General features: G+C 66.1%; 15 protein-coding genes. 6 read left to right on the top strand and 9 right to left on the bottom strand.

Translation table 11 applies throughout. The annotated features are described in order from the left end of the window. Positions 1 to 52: 52 nt before the first annotated feature. The 4 genes from ACZ3HV_RS41770 to ACZ3HV_RS41755 form a co-directional block, all read right to left on the bottom strand. Positions 53 to 1,939: a caspase, EACC1-associated type gene (locus ACZ3HV_RS41770; RefSeq protein WP_465693199.1), complete on the bottom strand. Its 1,887-nt coding sequence runs from the start codon at positions 1,937 to 1,939 to the stop codon at positions 53 to 55. Further along, the gene (locus ACZ3HV_RS41765) at positions 1,936 to 2,334 is read right to left on the bottom strand and encodes a hypothetical protein (protein ID WP_465693198.1); all 399 of its coding nucleotides are present in this window, start codon (positions 2,332 to 2,334) and stop codon (positions 1,936 to 1,938) included. Before ACZ3HV_RS41765 ends, ACZ3HV_RS41770 begins: the two co-directional genes overlap by 4 nt. 13 nt (positions 2,335 to 2,347) lie before the next feature. Continuing rightward, positions 2,348 to 3,694 carry a glycosyltransferase family 2 protein gene (locus ACZ3HV_RS41760; protein WP_465693197.1) on the bottom strand — a complete coding sequence of 449 codons (1,347 nt, stop codon included), beginning with the start codon at positions 3,692 to 3,694 and terminating at the stop codon, positions 2,348 to 2,350. A 316-nt stretch (positions 3,695 to 4,010) separates the two neighbouring features. Next, positions 4,011 to 4,997 carry an NAD-dependent epimerase/dehydratase family protein gene (locus ACZ3HV_RS41755; protein ID WP_465693195.1) on the bottom strand — a complete coding sequence of 329 codons (987 nt, stop codon included), beginning with the start codon at positions 4,995 to 4,997 and terminating at the stop codon, positions 4,011 to 4,013. Positions 4,998 to 5,099: 102 nt separating this feature from the next. Here ACZ3HV_RS41755 and ACZ3HV_RS41750 point away from each other — a divergent pair, with 102 nt between their 5' ends. The 3 genes from ACZ3HV_RS41750 to ACZ3HV_RS41740 are packed head-to-tail and all read left to right on the top strand — an operon-like array spanning position 5,100 to position 7,855. Beyond that, a complete protein-coding gene (locus ACZ3HV_RS41750) occupies positions 5,100 to 5,855 on the top strand; it encodes an SDR family NAD(P)-dependent oxidoreductase (protein WP_465693193.1) in 756 nt (251 codons plus the stop codon). After that, a complete protein-coding gene (locus tag ACZ3HV_RS41745) occupies positions 5,845 to 7,320 on the top strand; it encodes an aldehyde dehydrogenase family protein (protein ID WP_465693191.1) in 1,476 nt (491 codons plus the stop codon). Before ACZ3HV_RS41750 ends, ACZ3HV_RS41745 begins: the two co-directional genes overlap by 11 nt. Next, positions 7,307 to 7,855: an Lrp/AsnC family transcriptional regulator gene (locus tag ACZ3HV_RS41740; protein WP_465693189.1), complete on the top strand. Its 549-nt coding sequence runs from the start codon at positions 7,307 to 7,309 to the stop codon at positions 7,853 to 7,855. Before ACZ3HV_RS41745 ends, ACZ3HV_RS41740 begins: the two co-directional genes overlap by 14 nt. Here the strand turns inward: ACZ3HV_RS41740 and ACZ3HV_RS41735 are convergent. Continuing rightward, a complete protein-coding gene (locus tag ACZ3HV_RS41735; protein ID WP_465693187.1) occupies positions 7,852 to 8,754 on the bottom strand; it encodes a pseudouridine-5'-phosphate glycosidase in 903 nt (300 codons plus the stop codon). The two genes, ACZ3HV_RS41740 and ACZ3HV_RS41735, sit on opposite strands and share 4 nt — an antisense overlap. Then, positions 8,747 to 9,631, bottom strand: a complete 885-nt coding sequence (locus tag ACZ3HV_RS41730; protein WP_465693185.1) for a carbohydrate kinase family protein — start codon at positions 9,629 to 9,631, stop codon at positions 8,747 to 8,749. The genes ACZ3HV_RS41735 and ACZ3HV_RS41730 overlap by 8 nt, the downstream gene beginning before the upstream one ends. A 245-nt stretch (positions 9,632 to 9,876) precedes the next feature. Here ACZ3HV_RS41730 and ACZ3HV_RS41725 point away from each other — a divergent pair, with 245 nt between their 5' ends. The 3 genes from ACZ3HV_RS41725 to ACZ3HV_RS41715 all read left to right on the top strand — a co-directional run bounded on the left by ACZ3HV_RS41725 (position 9,877) and on the right by ACZ3HV_RS41715 (position 12,764). Then, positions 9,877 to 11,160: an alkaline phosphatase D family protein gene (locus ACZ3HV_RS41725; protein ID WP_465693183.1), complete on the top strand. Its 1,284-nt coding sequence runs from the start codon at positions 9,877 to 9,879 to the stop codon at positions 11,158 to 11,160. A 15-nt stretch (positions 11,161 to 11,175) separates the two neighbouring features. Beyond that, positions 11,176 to 12,150, top strand: coding sequence for a hypothetical protein (locus tag ACZ3HV_RS41720; protein WP_465693182.1), 975 nt, complete (start codon positions 11,176 to 11,178; stop codon positions 12,148 to 12,150). Between the two features lie 140 nt (positions 12,151 to 12,290). Continuing rightward, positions 12,291 to 12,764, top strand: coding sequence for a GNAT family N-acetyltransferase (locus ACZ3HV_RS41715; RefSeq protein WP_465693180.1), 474 nt, complete (start codon positions 12,291 to 12,293; stop codon positions 12,762 to 12,764). Between the two features lie 47 nt (positions 12,765 to 12,811). On the opposite strand, the gene ACZ3HV_RS41710 is transcribed toward ACZ3HV_RS41715, so the two are convergent. From ACZ3HV_RS41710 to ACZ3HV_RS41700, 3 genes are all read right to left on the bottom strand, one after another. After that, a complete protein-coding gene (locus tag ACZ3HV_RS41710) occupies positions 12,812 to 13,033 on the bottom strand; it encodes a hypothetical protein (protein ID WP_465693179.1) in 222 nt (73 codons plus the stop codon). After that, positions 13,030 to 13,527 carry an alkaline phosphatase family protein gene (locus ACZ3HV_RS41705; RefSeq protein ID WP_465693177.1) on the bottom strand — a complete coding sequence of 166 codons (498 nt, stop codon included), beginning with the start codon at positions 13,525 to 13,527 and terminating at the stop codon, positions 13,030 to 13,032. The genes ACZ3HV_RS41710 and ACZ3HV_RS41705 overlap by 4 nt, the downstream gene beginning before the upstream one ends. A 132-nt stretch (positions 13,528 to 13,659) precedes the next feature. Beyond that, positions 13,660 to 15,255 carry a DHA2 family efflux MFS transporter permease subunit gene (locus tag ACZ3HV_RS41700; RefSeq protein WP_465693175.1) on the bottom strand — a complete coding sequence of 532 codons (1,596 nt, stop codon included), beginning with the start codon at positions 15,253 to 15,255 and terminating at the stop codon, positions 13,660 to 13,662. Between the last annotated feature and the right edge of the window lie 34 nt (positions 15,256 to 15,289).

Here is a 15,289-nt window from a genome sequence, read left to right as displayed (position 1 = left end):
TACGTCGCGATGGTCCGGCAGCAGGCGCGTAGGCCTCGCTGGCGCGTAGTGATCATGGGCCTGCGCCGTCGGAGGCCCGGATAGCGTAGACGCGGTGGTCGAGGCTGCCCACGATGACGAATCCTGATGTCAGGACAGGGGAAGAGTCGTCAATCGGGCCACGGGCGGCGAACGTCCAGCGCTCGTCACCGGTGACTGTGTCGATGGCGTGAAGGTGGCGGTCCCGGCTGCCGACGTAAACTGTGTCGCCGTCGACTGCGGGGGTTGAACGGATGACGTTTCCTGTGGGATGCCGCCAGCTCAGTCGGCCCGTTGACGCGGAGATGGCGTAAAGATTCGAATCGTCGCTGCCCACGTAGAGCACGTCATTGTCCAGCACCGGGCTGGAGACGATGCCGCCTTCAGCACGGAATTGCCAGATCCATGCGCCAGTGCGCGTGTCGAGTGCGTAGAGGCTCTGATCATCCGAGCCGATCCACACTGTCGTACCGGACACCGCAGCCGAGCAGTCGACGGTAAGCGACGTTGTGTAATACCACTTTCGACGCCCAGTCGCCGCATCGAGAGCGTAGACCCTGTGATCCCGGCATCCGACATAGACAGTCCCGCGGTCCACTACGGGGGACGAATTGAACCAGTCTCCTCCACTGAACCGCCAGCGTTGTGTACCGGTGGCCGCACCGATGGCATAGACGTTATGGTCCCGGCTGCCGACATACACCGTGCCGCCCCACACTGCAGGAGACGAGTGGATGACGGCCTTGGTCGCAAATGTCCACCGCTCCTGTCCACTGGCAGCGTCGAGGGCGTGCACCCTGCCGTCATTGCAGCCGACATATACAACGCCGTCGGCCACCGTGGGGGATGAGGTGATAGCGCCGTCTGCTGTGAAATGCCAGCGGGGAGCGCCTGTCATGACATCGAGTGCATAGAGGTTCCGGTCATTGCTACCGATGAACACGGTGCCGTCGGCGATCGCGGGCGACGAGTAGATCTCCCCATCGGTTTCGAAGAACCACGGCCGGAGCCGATCGTCGGACATCAGTTGTCGCACCCTCAACGCTCCCGCTCCAGCCGCAACTACTGCCGTACTTCCGGCGGCGCGCAAGAGAGTGCGGCGCGACAGGCGACGACGAAGGACGGGCGCTGGGGAAGGGATGAGGGCGACGGGCGGCAAAGGGGCCTCATCGTGTGAGCGAGGGTTGCGTGCGACGACGATGCGCCCTTGGACATCCCACTGCCATTTGCCGGCCTGCTGTTGAGGGGCTACGTCGCGCATCCGCTCGTCGACGTAGTCATAGAGTTCGTCGATGTCGACGAAGCCGTCATCGTTGCGGTCCGCTGCTCCAGTGCGCAGTCCCGCCACGACGAGTTCGGTGAACACAGACAGCGGCCTGTCACCGAACGCTCTGTCACCTTCGAACGAAAACTGCATCGCGTCCGATGCCGTGAGCACAGCGCGACCTCGCGCGGCGAAGCGCTCTGGGGTGTGTATGGCCGTATCTGCCTTGGCGGTGCGGCTGGTCGCGAACGCGCCGCTGTAGCAACAGTCGAGTACGAGCACATTGCAGCGCGAACGGGAGCGCTCCATGGCCTCATGGAGGAACGTCGCGGCCAGTGACGTCGCGCGGAGGTAGCGGCGTTCCGTGTCGGCCGTCGCAAAGTAGAGCTTGCCGTGTTCGTCCTTGAGACCGTGCCCGGTGAAGTAGAACAACAGCATGTCGTCGAGCTTGCGCTCGGAGAAGAAGGCCTCCACGCTCCGAGCCACCGAGTGGGCGGACTGGTTCACGCATTGTTCGACCGCGAAGCAGCCGATGGCCGGATCCGCCAGCACTTGCCTTAGCGCCTCGACGTCCTCGGCCGGGGACGCGAGCTCCGCGAGGCCCGGATCGGTGAACCGGTAATTCGCCACGAGGAGGGCGAAACGACCGCCGGTCATCCGCTGTCCGAATGGCCGGCAACGAAGGTCTCCAGCAGCCGCAGGCGCTCCTCCGGCGTCGCGCCCTCGATGCGGAATTGCTCGTCGTCGATCTTGATGTCGACCACAACGTGCTGCGGCTGCCGCAGCAGCCAATCGTGAACCAGGTTGATGATGGTTGTGAAGACCCCGCCAGACGCGCTGAAGGTGAGCAGTATCGTAGATAGCGTCAAGGCGTCGGCCTTCGAGCCGGCCGGTGGTGGCCCGCCATCGGCGAAGTCGGCTCTGTCGACGTCGAGCTGCCCTAGCTCCATGTACAGCCGCTGTGCCAGTTCGGCGCGCTCGGCTTCGTCAGTCTCGTCAGGCAGGGCAACGTCGAGCGAAAGTCTGCGCAGCCCGATCGGTTCTGTGGTCATGGTGTTTCCTTTCTCAGAGTGGTTTCGCGATGACGGTGAACCGTGCGTCTCGTCGTAGACAGAGCAGGACTCCCCGGACCATCCCAATGCCCTCCCACAGAACGAAGAGCGGCATGAAGGCGAGGAGCTGGATCGCTTCGCTGACGCGGGTCCGGGTGTCTACCGAGGAGTGCACATTGATCCGGTACCCCTCCCAGTAGAGCCACCAGGTGAACGCCCCGTTCACGGCCCAGACAGGTATGACTGCCGCCGCCACTGGGCAGGTGGCGCCGCTACTGAGCGCCAGACCAAGCGCTAGCACGACTGCCGGGTGTTGAATGGGGCAGCAAAGCCACACCAGCACGTTGTGCAGGAGCGGCAGTCGCTGGCGCACCGGGATCCCGCTGTTGCATGCCAGCCTGAGGAGTCCGGCCACCCATCGTTCGCGCTGGCGCAGGAAGTCGCGCGTAGTGGCGGGGGACGCGCCGTAGGAGCGGCCCGTGAACCATCCGCTGCGCCCGGGATACCGTTCACTGAAGCGCAACGCGAACTCGGCATCCTCAACCGTCGAAGACGGGCCGAAGTCCCACCCGATAGCGGCCTCGACCGACGCCCGAACCAGCAGCAATTCGCCGTGTAGCCCGCATCGGGGGGTGCCGAGCCCTGTACCGGCAGCAAAGAGGCTGACATCGCAGGCAGGACGGATCGCATCGGCCAGCCAGACCCAGTGGTTGCTCGCATGCTCCCGCGGGAAGGCCAATACACCTTGGGCCAGGTGTAGTCCGGCTGTACCCGCCGCGTGCTGGTCACTCACAAAGCGGGCGAGAGCGGCGACAGTGTCCTCGCCGACACCGGTGTCATCGTCCATGTGCAGGACCCAAACGTCGTCGCGCGTCTCGCCCGAGTCGATCCGCGCCAGGTTTGCGAAGTGGTTGGCGCGGGCCTTGAACCGCGTCCCGCGTGCTGTGCGGAAGGTGGCCGGAATCTCGACGATGCGCACGTTGTCGTATCGCCCGGCGAGCAGCGAGATCGCGCTCCGCGCGGCGCAGCCCTCCTCGATGATGACGTCGATGCGGATCTGTGCGAAGGCATTCGGAAGATGCCGGCAGCATGACGTGACGACACGATCAAGAGCGGGAAGGACGTCGGCCCTCCCGATCGTCGGGATCGCCACGATCAGTGGATTCCTGACGAGTTCCGGCGGCGGGGCTGCCGCAGGGTGGCGTCGCGTCAGCACGCCGCCGAGAAGTCCTCTGATCGTGACTGCGGTTGGCAGTGACCAAACGATGGTCGTGTACCAGGCGAGGAAGCCAGATTCATGGTCGCCCTCGGATTTGATCAGGACTACCAGGATAATGAAGAAAGGCAGCAGAAAGGACATGATGCCTGGTCTCACGGCCCGGACGTGTCGGCGCCGTGTGGTGACCGGCGCAGCGGACGACATCGGAGTACCCCAATCACGAGCGAAGTTATCTATACGGACAGCCTTCGATCGTGCGTTGATACGCCGTGCGTGGAATCAGGGACTGACGGCAGAAAAAGTGAGAAAACGCGCCGTGTCACCGGGAGGAGTTGAAGAATTGTTTCAGTGTTCGAGGAGCGACACGCACCTTAACCACGAACTGGAGCTCACCACGTGAGCGGTAGTAGCGGTTGGCGCCTGGGCTCGGCACGGCAGTACGCCGACGGGTGGCGGATCAGCCTGTGTAGCGGGTGATGAGGGTGTTCATGGCTTCGTTGATGGCGGGGTCTATGCGGTGGCGGGTGGGGTCTTCGTCGTGCCAGGCGATGATTTCGCGGGCGCCGGTTTCGAAGGGGATGGTGGCGACGTAGTCGGGGACGACCTGGCGGAGTCTGCTGTTGTCGAAGACGGCCGAGTGGGTCTTGTCGCCGAGGAGGCCGTCGCCCCAGCCCTGATGTACGGCGGCGATGGCGTCTGACGGGACGTGGACGATCTGTGCTGTCGTGCCGGCCGCGGTGGCGAGCGCGTTCGCGATCTGGTCCCAGGTGAGCACGTCGTCGGAGGTGATCTGGAAGGTGTCGCCGAGCGTACGTGGGTGGCCGAGCAGGGGGACCAGTCCGCGGGCGAAGTCGCGGTGGTGCGTCAGCGTCCACAACGAGGTGCCGTCGCCATGGACCACGATGGGTTGGCCGCGGCGCATCCGTTCGACGATCGTCCAGCCACCGTCGAACGGCACCAGCGTGCGGTCGTAAGTGTGCGAAGGCCGCACGACTGTGACCGGGTAGCCCTCCTCGCGGTACAGGGTGGTGAGGAGGTCTTCGCAGGCGATCTTGTTGCGTGAGTACTGCCAGAACGGGTTGCGCAACGGCGTCGACTCGGTGATCGGCAGCCGGGCCGGTGGGGTCTGGTACGCCGACGCGGAGCTGATGAACACGTATTGGCCGACATGTCCGCGCAGCGCGTCGGTGCGAGCGCGCACCTGATCGGGCGTGAACGCGACCCAGTCGACCACGACATCGAAGTCCTGACCGGCGAGAGCGGCCAAGGACGCCTTGTCCTCGATATCGGCGGTGATCTGCTTCGCCTCCGGCGGGAGCGGGCGGATCGAGGTCTTGCCCCGGTTGGCGACCGTGAGGTCGAGTCCCAGCTCGACGGCTCGCCAGGAGCAGGCCGAGCTGATGATCCCGGTCCCACCGAGAAAGAGAACGCGCAAGCCACTCATTCGAACAACTCCTCGGGGAGTTAGCTGTAAGGTCGGTGACATTCAGAACTTGGAGAATGATAACAGCTGAGCCATCATGAGCTTACAGATGGAAGGATCTTGATGAGCAGCCTCGAGGGTCGTGTTGTTCTGATCACCGGCGCCGGTGGTGGTATCGGCTCGGCGACCGCTCGCACCGTGGTGGCCCAGGGCGCGCATGCGCTGGTTCACGACATCTCGGAGCCCGCGCTCGGCGCTCTCGCGAAGGAGCTCGGTGACAGCGCCACGGTCCTGGTCACCGACCTCACCGACCTGGCGGCGGTCAAGAAGCTGTGGGACGACGCTTGGGCCGTCAAGGGGCAGGTGGACGTTCTGGTCAACAACGCCGGCGCCTATCCGCCGGCTCCGCTGGACGCACCCCTCGACGAGTGGCTCAAGGTCTGGGACTTCTCGCTCGACCTGCATCTCAAGGCGCCCGCGGTCCTGTGCCGTGAGGCGGTGGCGGCGTACGCCGCACTGGACCGGGGCGGGATCATCATCAATCTGGCGTCGCGCGCTGCGTTCCGCGGTGAGGATCCGGAGTACTGGCATTACGCGGCGGCCAAGGCCGGGGTGGTTGCGATGACGCGCACGATCGCACGCCAGTACGGTCGTCACGGCGTGACCGCCTTCGCCGTCGCCCCCGGGTATGTCGACACCGACTTGAACGCGGACTTCCGTGACACGGTCGGCGTCGAGGTCGCCGCGGAGCAGACCGGCCTGGGGGAGGTCGCACAACCGCAGGACGTTGCCAACATCATCGCGTTCCTGGCGTCTGGTCTGGCCAAGCACGCGACGGGCACCACCATCGACGTGAACGGAGCGTCGTATGTCCGTTGACACCGGACTGGCACGAATGGACGCGGATCTGTTCGTCAACGGATCGTGGACCGCGGGCACGGCCGGGAAGCTCGACAACGTTGACCCAGGCAACGGTCTGACCGTCGGTGCCGTGTCGCTCGCCGGCGCCGACCAGGTCGCCGAGGCGATCACTGCTGCCGAGCTCTCGTTCCCAGCTTGGTCGGCCACGCCGGCCGTTGATCGAGGCAACATCCTCCGGAGTGCGGCCGGCCTGCTCGCGGATCGTGCCGAGGAGGCCGTGGCGACGATCCTCCTGGAGACCGGTAAGACAGAGGCCGACGCGCGCAGCGAGATCGGCCGTGCGGTGGAGACGCTGCGCTGGAACGGTGAACAGGCCGCCCGGGTGCGGGCCACGATGTTCCCGGGCATCGTGGCCGGTTCACGCCGTACGTCGGTCCCGACCGCGCTCGGCCCGGTCGCGGTGATCACGGCCTGGAACTTCCCGGCAGTCCTGGCCACGCGCAAGCTCGGTGCTGCGCTCGCGGCCGGCTGCACGGTGGTGTTCAAGGCATCGGAGTTCGCTCCGGCCACAGCGCGACTGGTCGTTGAGGTGCTGGTTGACGCGGGCCTTCCAGCGGGAGTGGTGAATCTGGTCTTCGGTGATCCGCGAGCGGTATCGGAACAGCTGACCTCGTCCTCGTCGATCAAGGCTTTGTCGTTCACCGGGTCGACCGCGGTCGGGAAGGCGTTGGCCGCGCAGGCAGCACCGAACTTGATCCGCACCGTACTGGAGTTGGGCGGGCATGCTCCGGTGCTGGTGATGGATGACGCCGACGTGGACCACGTGATCGCTACGACGGCGGCCGCCAAGTTCGGTTCCGCCGGTCAGTCGTGTGTCGCGCCCTCGAGGTACTTCGTTCACGAGTCCCTCTACCAGGAGTTCGTCGACAAGCTCACCGCCAAGGCGGGGTCCTACATCCTTGGGCATGGCACCGAGGAGGGAGTCACGCTCGGCGCGGTCGCACATCAGGGACGTGTCGATGCGTTGGTCCGCCTCGCCCGCGATGCTGTCGATCATGGGGCCGCCATCACCACCGGCGGCAACCAAGCAGACCGTGACGGGTTCTACTTCGAGCCGACAGTCGTCGCCGGGCTCCCGCTGGACTCGACGGCCCTGATCCTCTCGGACGAGCCGTTCGGTCCCATCGCGACCGTCTCATCGTTCAGCACGGTGGACGAGGCGATCGATGCAGCCAATGCGTCTCCCTATTCGTTCGCTGCGTACCTGTTCACCAACAGCATGAACGTGCGCGACGAGGTCGTCCGGCAGCTGAACGCCTCGAACATCGGCGTCAATCAGTTGGCTCCGTCGCTGCCCGACGTACCGCTGGGTGGTCTGGGCAACTCCGGCTACGGCTACGAAGGCGGAATCGAAGGCATCCTCGCCTTCACCCAGCTCCGCCTCATCTCCGAGACCGCGGGAGAATCTCATGCTCGCCGATAATCACTCCTCTTTGGCGCACGTCCGCGACGTGGTCGCGACGACGCGCGAACCGTACGTGCTCGACGCGATCGACCTTGCCCTGTTGAAGATCCTGGTCGCAGACTGCCGTACGTCGCAGCGCCAGATCGCCACCATGCTCGGAGTGTCCGCGCCGACCGTCGGTGAGCGGATGGCGCGGCTGGAGCGCAAGGGCGTCATCACCGGCTACAGCGCCCAGGTCGACTGGTCGGTCGTCGGCTACGGCCAGGTCGTGTTCCTCTCCATCGAAGCAGGCCCGGGGTACGACGTCGCCGCGATCATGGCCGCGCTGTGGGAACTGGCGGAGGTCGAAGACGTCACGCTGGTCACCGGGGAGCTCGATCTGCTGATCCGGATGCGGGTCCGGGACTACGGCGAGCTGCGGACGATTCTGATGGAGCAGGTCTGGCGGATTCCGGGCATTCAGCGGACGGCGACCCTGCTGTCCGTGGCCGACATGCCGGCGAAGGACTTCGGGGCCGCTCTCCTTGACAAGATCGAGCAGGCAGCCGACTAGCCTGCGGCGAGTGTGACGGCGATCCGGGCCGCGAGGTCCGCGTTGTTCCGGGCCAGCGCGAGGTTGGCCGGGATGCTCTCGCCGTCCGTCTCCTTCTCGATCCTCGCGAGGACGTACGGCGTGACGGCGGGACCCACGATTCCGGCACGGGCGCTGGCCTCCAACGCGGCCGCGAGTACGGCGTCGATGCGCGACGCCGGAATCTCGTCGGCGACGGGAATCGGAACAGTCAGCAGGACGCCGGTAGCCGGCCGCGCGCGGAAGCGGAGAACGTCACAGACCACTCGCTCGTCGTCGACCCGGTGCGGAATCGGCAGACCACTCGACCGCGTGTAGAAAGCCGGGAACCAGTCGTGCTGCCAGCCCAGGACCGGTACGCCGGCGGTCTCGAGATACTCGAGTGTTCGCGGCAGGTCGAGGAAGGCCTTGGCGCCGGCGCTGACGGTGATGACCGGGTGGTTGGCGATCGCGTCGAGGTCGGCCGAGATGTCGCCGCTGATTTCTGATCCGCGGTGGACACCGCCGATGCCGCCGGTGGCGAACACCGAGATACCGGCGGCGTGGGCCAAGGCGACCGTTGCCGAGACGGTGGTGACGCCGACGTCCCATCCTTGTGCCTGCGCCACAGCCAGGTCGCGCTCGGCGACCTTGCGAGTGCCCTGCAGCACGCGATTCTCCTCGTCCGACGAAAGCCCTACATGTGGCCGGCCGTCGAGGATCGCGGTCACGGCCGGGGTGGCGCCGTGGTCGAGGACTGCTTGCTTGCAGAGTGCGAGTGCGTCGGCGTTCGCCGGGGCGGGCAGTCCGAGATTGGAGAAGATCGTCGACTCGAGCGCGACGACCGCGCGACCTTCGGCCAGCGCTTGCGCCACGTCGTCGGACAAGCTGGGCTCAATCACACTCGGCTCCGTTCTCATCGAGGGTGGCGCCAGGTTCGCTGAGAACCCGCCGGGCAAGCCTATGGCCGGCTTCGACCGCCTCGACGGCATCGGCCTCCGCGAGTACGGCGGTCAGGAAGCCCGCTGCGAACGCATCCCCGGCACCAGTCGTGTCACGCACTTCGTCCACCGGGGGTACCTGGACGGTTGCCGACCTCTTGCCGTCGGCATGAATCTCGGTGGGCTCCACGCCGTTCTTGACCACAACCGTCGTACCAGCGAGGTCTCGCAAAGAGCCGACGTCGGCTTCGATCCCGTTCGCGAAGACGTACGTCGGCCGCAGGGTTCTGATCAACTCACGGAACCGCGCAGGTCCGACAGAATCGATCAGCGCAATCGAGGACGCATCGATGGTCAGGATCGCCCCTTCGGCCCGAGCGATCTCCGACGCCCGACGAAGGACGGACAGCGACGGCCCGGTCAGCGAGTACGCCGAGAGGTGGACAGCATCCGCGCCGGACAGCCAGACGTCAGGTACGTCGGCCAGTTGAGCCGCGGCCCCTCGGTCGGGATACATCGTGCGCTCTCCGTCGGCACCCACGAGAATCACGATCGTCCCGGTCCTCCCGTGCCTCTGCACCCTCGCATCAACACCGGCCCCGACCAGGTCCCGCACCAATGCCTCGCCCGCGGAGTCGTCTCCAACCCGCCCGACGAATCGAACAGGTGTCCCGAGACTGCTCGCAAACGCAGCAACATTGGACGCCGCACCCCCACGCGCCCGGCAAATTCGCGCCGGGTTGTCCGTCCCAGCCCGCGTCGCGCCGGTCGACCAGACGACGACGTCTTCAACGAGGTCACCGACGCACAGAAGAGTTCGACGATGCTGAGATGTCACAGCCCGAAGGGTAGCTGGACATCGAGCTATTCCGGGGGCCCGTCCGCGGTGCCATGCTGAGCCGGGGATGACAGACGCGAGGGGGGCTCGTGTACGGCACTGTGGAGCTGCATGCACTCGCGCCGGCGACTCGTGGGTGCCATCGACTGTGGGTTGGTGTTTTCGATGCCGAGGCGCCGGCCAGTCTCGAATGGAGGCTGAACGGAACCCCGGTTCCAGCCGGTGACATCGGCCAGGTCAGGGCTTTGACCAAGGTTCCGCTGGCGGACGTGGTTACGCAGACCGGAGTGTTCGAGCTGCCCGCCTCGGTCGGCGATCACCCGCTCCCAGACACCCTTCAGGTCACGGTCGTCTGGCCCGGTCGTCGCGAGGAGAGCCCGCCGCTGACGACGCGCGTACTTCCTGATGAACTGCCGAACGGATTCGGCGAGACGTTCAACGTCCTGGCCGTGTCGTGCTTCTACGAGCCTGGCGACTCCGCCGGCAAGGCCGGCGCCCTGGTGGAGTCCCTCAGCAGGGACGACGCCACGCGACCGGACCTGGTGATTGCCATGGGGGATCAGGTGTACCTGGACAACCCGTATCTCAAGGCGCAGACCTTGTACACCGAGGCGGCACTCGCCAAGGCCTTCGAGGTCAAGTACCGGAAGAACTGGCAGGGCACGGGATTCGCACAGATCCTGAACGCGGCTCCGGTCGCGTCGATCCCCGACGATCACGAGTACTGGAACAACTATCCGCAGCCGAGCACCGGCTGGCCGGCGACGATGTTCGATGCCAGCCGCAACAATTGGGAGCGGGCCGCCCACGAGATGTTCGACGCGTACCAGCTGGCGGAGACCGGCAGGTACACGTATCGCATCGACGTGCCGCCGCTGTCGTTCTTCCTGCTCGACAATCGGACGTTCCGGACGGTCAGCAAGCGCGGCGCCCCGGGAAGCAGCACCCTCGCCGACGATCTCTTGCGGTTCGATGCCTGGATCGACGAGGTGATCGCGAGCCGGGACCTGCTACCGGTTCTGATCACCGGGCCATCGCTGTTCCAGCCGGCGAAGGGCCTGTTCGAGAAGTACATGGATCTGAACCTCGCGAACCTGACGGACTATCCCCACATCATGCGGGGTCTGATGAAACTGTCCAGCCAGGGTCGCCAACCGCTGGCGCTGACCGGCGACGTCCACTACGGCCGTGTCATTTCCGCAACGCATTGGACCGGCAACCAGGATCGGCCGTGGAGCAAGCTGTACGAGGTGATCTCGTCTCCGACCTCCCTGGTCGCCATGAGTTCACGGTCCGAGGCCAAGAGGCCGGACCGGTACTTCCACGTGGAAGGCACGGCGGACCTGCTGGACACCGCCATGCAGTGGCCGGTCAGGGACCCCGGCAAGATGGGGGATCACGTCGCACTGCTGAAGTTCGGCCGGACCCAGACCGGGGTGGACGTGGACACCCAGTACTGGATGATCAACGAACCAGGCCGATCCATGAACCCGATCAACGCGCCGCGCTTCAAGCTGCGCCGCATCTAGTGCCAGGGAGACCTCATGCTTACTGTTCGCGGCTCCTCAGCCCTCGACCCGGTCGAGCAGTTCGAGTGGGCGGCCCGCGCCGCGGACGAGGACAATCTCGACTGGGTGCGCCATCAGCTGGATGCCCTGGGCCACGATCCGAAGAAGGGGCCAAAGGCAACCTGGCTGCTGCTGGTGGGTGGCACCAGCATCTACGACTTCCGGCTGAGAGTCGCGCAATCGCACCTGCGGCACGACATGACCCCGAGTCACTGGTCACACGCCGCGCTGATCTCCACGGTTCAGACCAGGATCGGCGACAGCCGGCTGCTGGAGACGTCCCTGGATCCACAAGAAGGGTTCCAGATGCCGTCGATGTACAACGGCGTACAGGGCGCGACGCTCGACCGGTACGGCGATCCCGAGCGGTTCCCGAACATCGCCCTGATCAGAGTGCCCGTTGAGCCCGACAAGTGGCTGGGCGATGTGGAGAACCAGAAGTCGATCCTCGGCCAGTTCGCCGAACAGCGCGTCGTGGTCGACGTACCCAGCCTGATCCTGGAGTGGCTCGGGTTCGTCTGGGGTGCCGGGGCGGCCGGCAACCCGATCCTGAACGGTCACGGGATCCCGTCCGCGGCGGTGATCGAGTCACTCATCGGCGCCGCCGGGTACGACTTGTGTCCGGGGCTGGACAGCGCTGCCAGTTCGCCGGAGGCCTTCTGGCAAACGGCCAAATGGTGGCAGGCCACCGTCGAGGCGCTGAACCTCGAGCCGCTGCAGACCCGCTACGTCACCTACGGCCGCGACTTCGCTGACTCGGACGCCAAGCCACCGACCCGCAAGCGCGCCCCTGCCAAGAAGGGATCCGCGGCCAAGAAGACGACGGCACGCAAGACAGCGGCTTCCCCGCAGAGCGAGGCTCCGGACATCGCTGAGGTGATCCGCACCCCGGCACCGCCCCTCTTCGTCCAAACGTCCAGCTTCACGCGCGACCTGTTCCGACGCCAATAGGCTGTTGCTGCTGGGGTATCTGCGCGTGATGGAGGTCTTTCAAGGTGACGCTTGTTGTGCGGCCATTGGATGGGGAGACGTGGCCTGCGTTCGCTCGGTTGGTGGAGGCCAACAACGGGGTTTGGGGTGGGTGCTGGTGTATGGGGTTTCACGTCAAGTTGGGGAAGGACCGGACCGCGGCGCAGAACCGGGCTGAGAAGGAGCAGCGGGTTCGTGAGGGCAGTTCGCATGCAGCCTTGGTGTTCGACGGGGATCAGTGCTTGGGGTGGTGTCAGTTCGGGTCGGCCGAAGAGTTGCCGGAGATCAAGAGTCGGCGGTTGTATGAGAAGGGCTTGACTGCTTTGCCGGACTGGCGCGTGACCTGCTTCTTCACCGGTAAGGGCGGCCGGCGCCGGGGTGTCGCGAATGCGGCGCTTGGTGGGGCACTGGCTGAGATCGCGCGCCTGGGCGGCGGCACGGTCGAGGGCTATCCGGAGGAAACCGACGACCGCAAAGTCTCAGGGTCGTTCTTGCACACCGGGCCGATGGCTGCGTTCGAGAACCACGGCTTCACCCGTACCCGGCCGATCTCACCCCATCGCTGGGTCGTCACCCGCGCCGTCGCCCCAGCCTGACGCGTGAGGCTCGAGCGACGGCGTCCGTACCGATGACTGCAGCTAGGTCAGCCGGCGTGCGGGCGGTGGCCCGGCTCCTGGCGGGGGACCGTCTGCTGGCTGCCGGGGATGGTCGGCAGTGGCAGCTGGGAGGCCTGGTACTGCGCGAGGCTGTACTGGCCCGTGGTGTCGGGAAGCGTGGGCGCGTGCTTCGTGTCGCCGAAGCGGAATGCTCCGGTCAGGTCGCCGACGGTCTCACGTCGCCAGTCACTGATGTTGGTCTCCTTCACACCGGTGATCCGTTCCAGCAGGCGCAGCTGTGAGGTGTGGTCGGAGGTCTCGGAGAAGACGTAGCCGCGGGTCGCCCGGCTTGGCGATGCCGAACTGCTTCCACTTGGTGATCGACGCCGCTCCGGTCTGGCCACCGGGCTGGCGGGGTGATCTTGGTGTTCAGCCGGTAGGGCAGCAGGTAGCCGTCGGGGTTGGACGGGTCCGGCTGGTAGAAGACGTTCCGGCCGTTGGGCAGCCGCCGTACGTGCGGGTCGCTGAAGCCGCGCACACCGGACAGCGTCCCGTAGTAGTGGTCGAAGCTGCGGTTCTCCTGCATGAGCATGACGACGTGCTTGATGTCCTTCAGTCCACCGTGCTTCGGCGGCGGGGCCGCGAGCGCCGTACGCACGTTCGGCGGCAACGCGAGCGAGGTCGCGGCCAGGCCGGCGGCCGCGCCGGTGCCGAGCAGCCGACGCCGGCTGATGCCGGTGGGCACGTCGGAGGAGTCGTTCATGGATCCTCATTTCCGCATGACGGGGGCGCCGATCATTCAGCGCTTCGCCACAGTCCGCCTGCTACGTAGCAAACGGCCGATACGCGGATGACATCCAGACGAACGTCCGACGACCAGCGGCCCGCGCCGAGGTCAGTCGACTACCGCGGGTGGCACGTCGTCGAGGAGGCGTGACTCCTCGCGTTTGCGGGGAAGCATGAGGGCCGGGATCAGAGTGAGTGCCACCAGCACCCAGGCGACCCAGAAGGTGTGGGCGAACGCCTCGGCGGCGTCGACGAGCCCGCGCACGATCGCGGCGGGGTCGATATGGAACGGGGCGAGACTGATCGGATGGGTGTTGGCCAAGATGGCGGCCTGGGTCTCGCGAAGGCCCTCGTCCAGCCCGGCGACGTTCTCCGTCCCGGGGATGATCGGCGAGTTGTTGAGCTGGTTGGTGAGGATGACCGACATCGTCGCGACACCGCAGGACGAGGCGATCTGCTGGGTGATGTTGAGCAGGGTGGACCCCCGCGCGACCTGCGGGCCGGCGAGCGTCTTCAGCGCCGAGGTGAACAACGGCATCATCGTGGCGCCCATCCCGAAGCCCATCACGACCAGCATGCAGATGATCAGGGGGTACGGCGTCGTCGCCGTGAGCTGGGTCAGGCCGAACATGCCGATGACGATCAGCACCAGCCCGACGGGCACGATCCGGCCCACCGGCACCTTGTCCACGAGTCTCCCGGCGATCGGCATGGTCACCATGGCGCCGAGGCCCTGCGGCGCGACCAGGAGACCTGCCTGCAGGGTGGACTCGCCGCGGATCTCCTGGAAGTAGGTGGGCACCAGCAGGAGCCCGCCGAAGAACGCCGCGGCGAAAAGGAACATTGTGATGATCGAGACGGTGAGGTTGCGGTTGCGGAACAGCCTCAGGTCGAGCAAGGGGTGCTCCGGCCGGAAGGAGTGCCAGACGAACGCCCCCATCAACAGCACTCCGACCAGCATCGAGACCCACACCCGCGGGGCGGTGAAGTCACCGCCCTCGGCGGGCAGGGAGGACACGCCGAAGAGGAACAGGGCGAGCCCGGGGGACATCAGTGCCACTCCGAGGAGGTCCAGCGACTCCGACCGGTGCGGGGTGTCCTTGGCCAGCGCGAACCAGGCGTAGACCAGCGCGATCGCGCCGAGCGGCACGTTGATCAGGAAGATCCAGTGCCAGCTCGCCACCTGGATCAGCCAGCCGCCCAGGATCGGGCCGAGGATCGGGCCGAGCAGCATGGGCACCCCGAGGATGGCCATCAGCCGGCCCATCCGGTGTGGCCCCGCGGCCCTGGTCATGATCGTCATGCCCAGTGGCATCAGCATGCCGCCACCCAGTCCCTGCAGGACCCGGAAGCCGATGAGCATGTTGATGCTCGTCGCGGTGGCACACAGGGCGGATCCGGCGGTGAAGAGGAAGATCGCCATCATGTAGAGCCGCTTGGTGCCGAACCGGTCGGCCGCCCAGCCGGTCAGCGGGATCACGGTCGCGAGCGCGAGCGTGTACGCCGTGACCGTCCAGGCGACATGCGCGTAGGTGACCGGGTTCTCCGGCGTGCCGAACTCGATCTGGAAGGTCGGCAACGCGACGTTGACCACCGTGATGTCGAGGATCGACATGACAGCGCCCAACACGACGACGCCGGCGATCTTCAGTACGGCGGCATCGATGTGGTCGGGGTAGTCGGACTGGGTCGATGGCTGGCTCATCTTCTGCTCCCCCTGAGCACGAATCAGGTCCCTG

Source organism: Kribbella sp. NPDC020701 (assembly GCF_055562215.1).
Note: the sequence above shows the minus strand (reverse complement) of the source record. Positions and strands in the feature narration are given on the sequence as shown.

Excerpts from the sequence above, each read along its gene's own strand:
- ACZ3HV_RS41770 (WP_465693199.1), bottom strand. The coding sequence starts at position 1,939 with ATGACCGGCGGTCGTTTCGCCCTCCTCGTGGCGAATTACCGGTTCACC.
- ACZ3HV_RS41765 (WP_465693198.1), bottom strand. The coding sequence starts at position 2,334 with ATGACCACAGAACCGATCGGGCTGCGCAGACTTTCGCTCGACGTTGCC.
- ACZ3HV_RS41760 (WP_465693197.1), bottom strand. The coding sequence starts at position 3,694 with ATGTCCTTTCTGCTGCCTTTCTTCATTATCCTGGTAGTCCTGATCAAA.
- ACZ3HV_RS41755 (WP_465693195.1), bottom strand. The coding sequence starts at position 4,997 with ATGAGTGGCTTGCGCGTTCTCTTTCTCGGTGGGACCGGGATCATCAGC.
- ACZ3HV_RS41750 (WP_465693193.1), top strand. The coding sequence starts at position 5,100 with ATGAGCAGCCTCGAGGGTCGTGTTGTTCTGATCACCGGCGCCGGTGGT.
- ACZ3HV_RS41745 (WP_465693191.1), top strand. The coding sequence starts at position 5,845 with ATGTCCGTTGACACCGGACTGGCACGAATGGACGCGGATCTGTTCGTC.
- ACZ3HV_RS41740 (WP_465693189.1), top strand. The coding sequence starts at position 7,307 with ATGCTCGCCGATAATCACTCCTCTTTGGCGCACGTCCGCGACGTGGTC.
- ACZ3HV_RS41720 (WP_465693182.1), top strand. The coding sequence starts at position 11,176 with ATGCTTACTGTTCGCGGCTCCTCAGCCCTCGACCCGGTCGAGCAGTTC.
- ACZ3HV_RS41715 (WP_465693180.1), top strand. The coding sequence starts at position 12,291 with ATGGGGTTTCACGTCAAGTTGGGGAAGGACCGGACCGCGGCGCAGAAC.
- ACZ3HV_RS41705 (WP_465693177.1), bottom strand. The coding sequence starts at position 13,527 with ATGAACGACTCCTCCGACGTGCCCACCGGCATCAGCCGGCGTCGGCTG.
- ACZ3HV_RS41700 (WP_465693175.1), bottom strand. The coding sequence starts at position 15,255 with ATGAGCCAGCCATCGACCCAGTCCGACTACCCCGACCACATCGATGCC.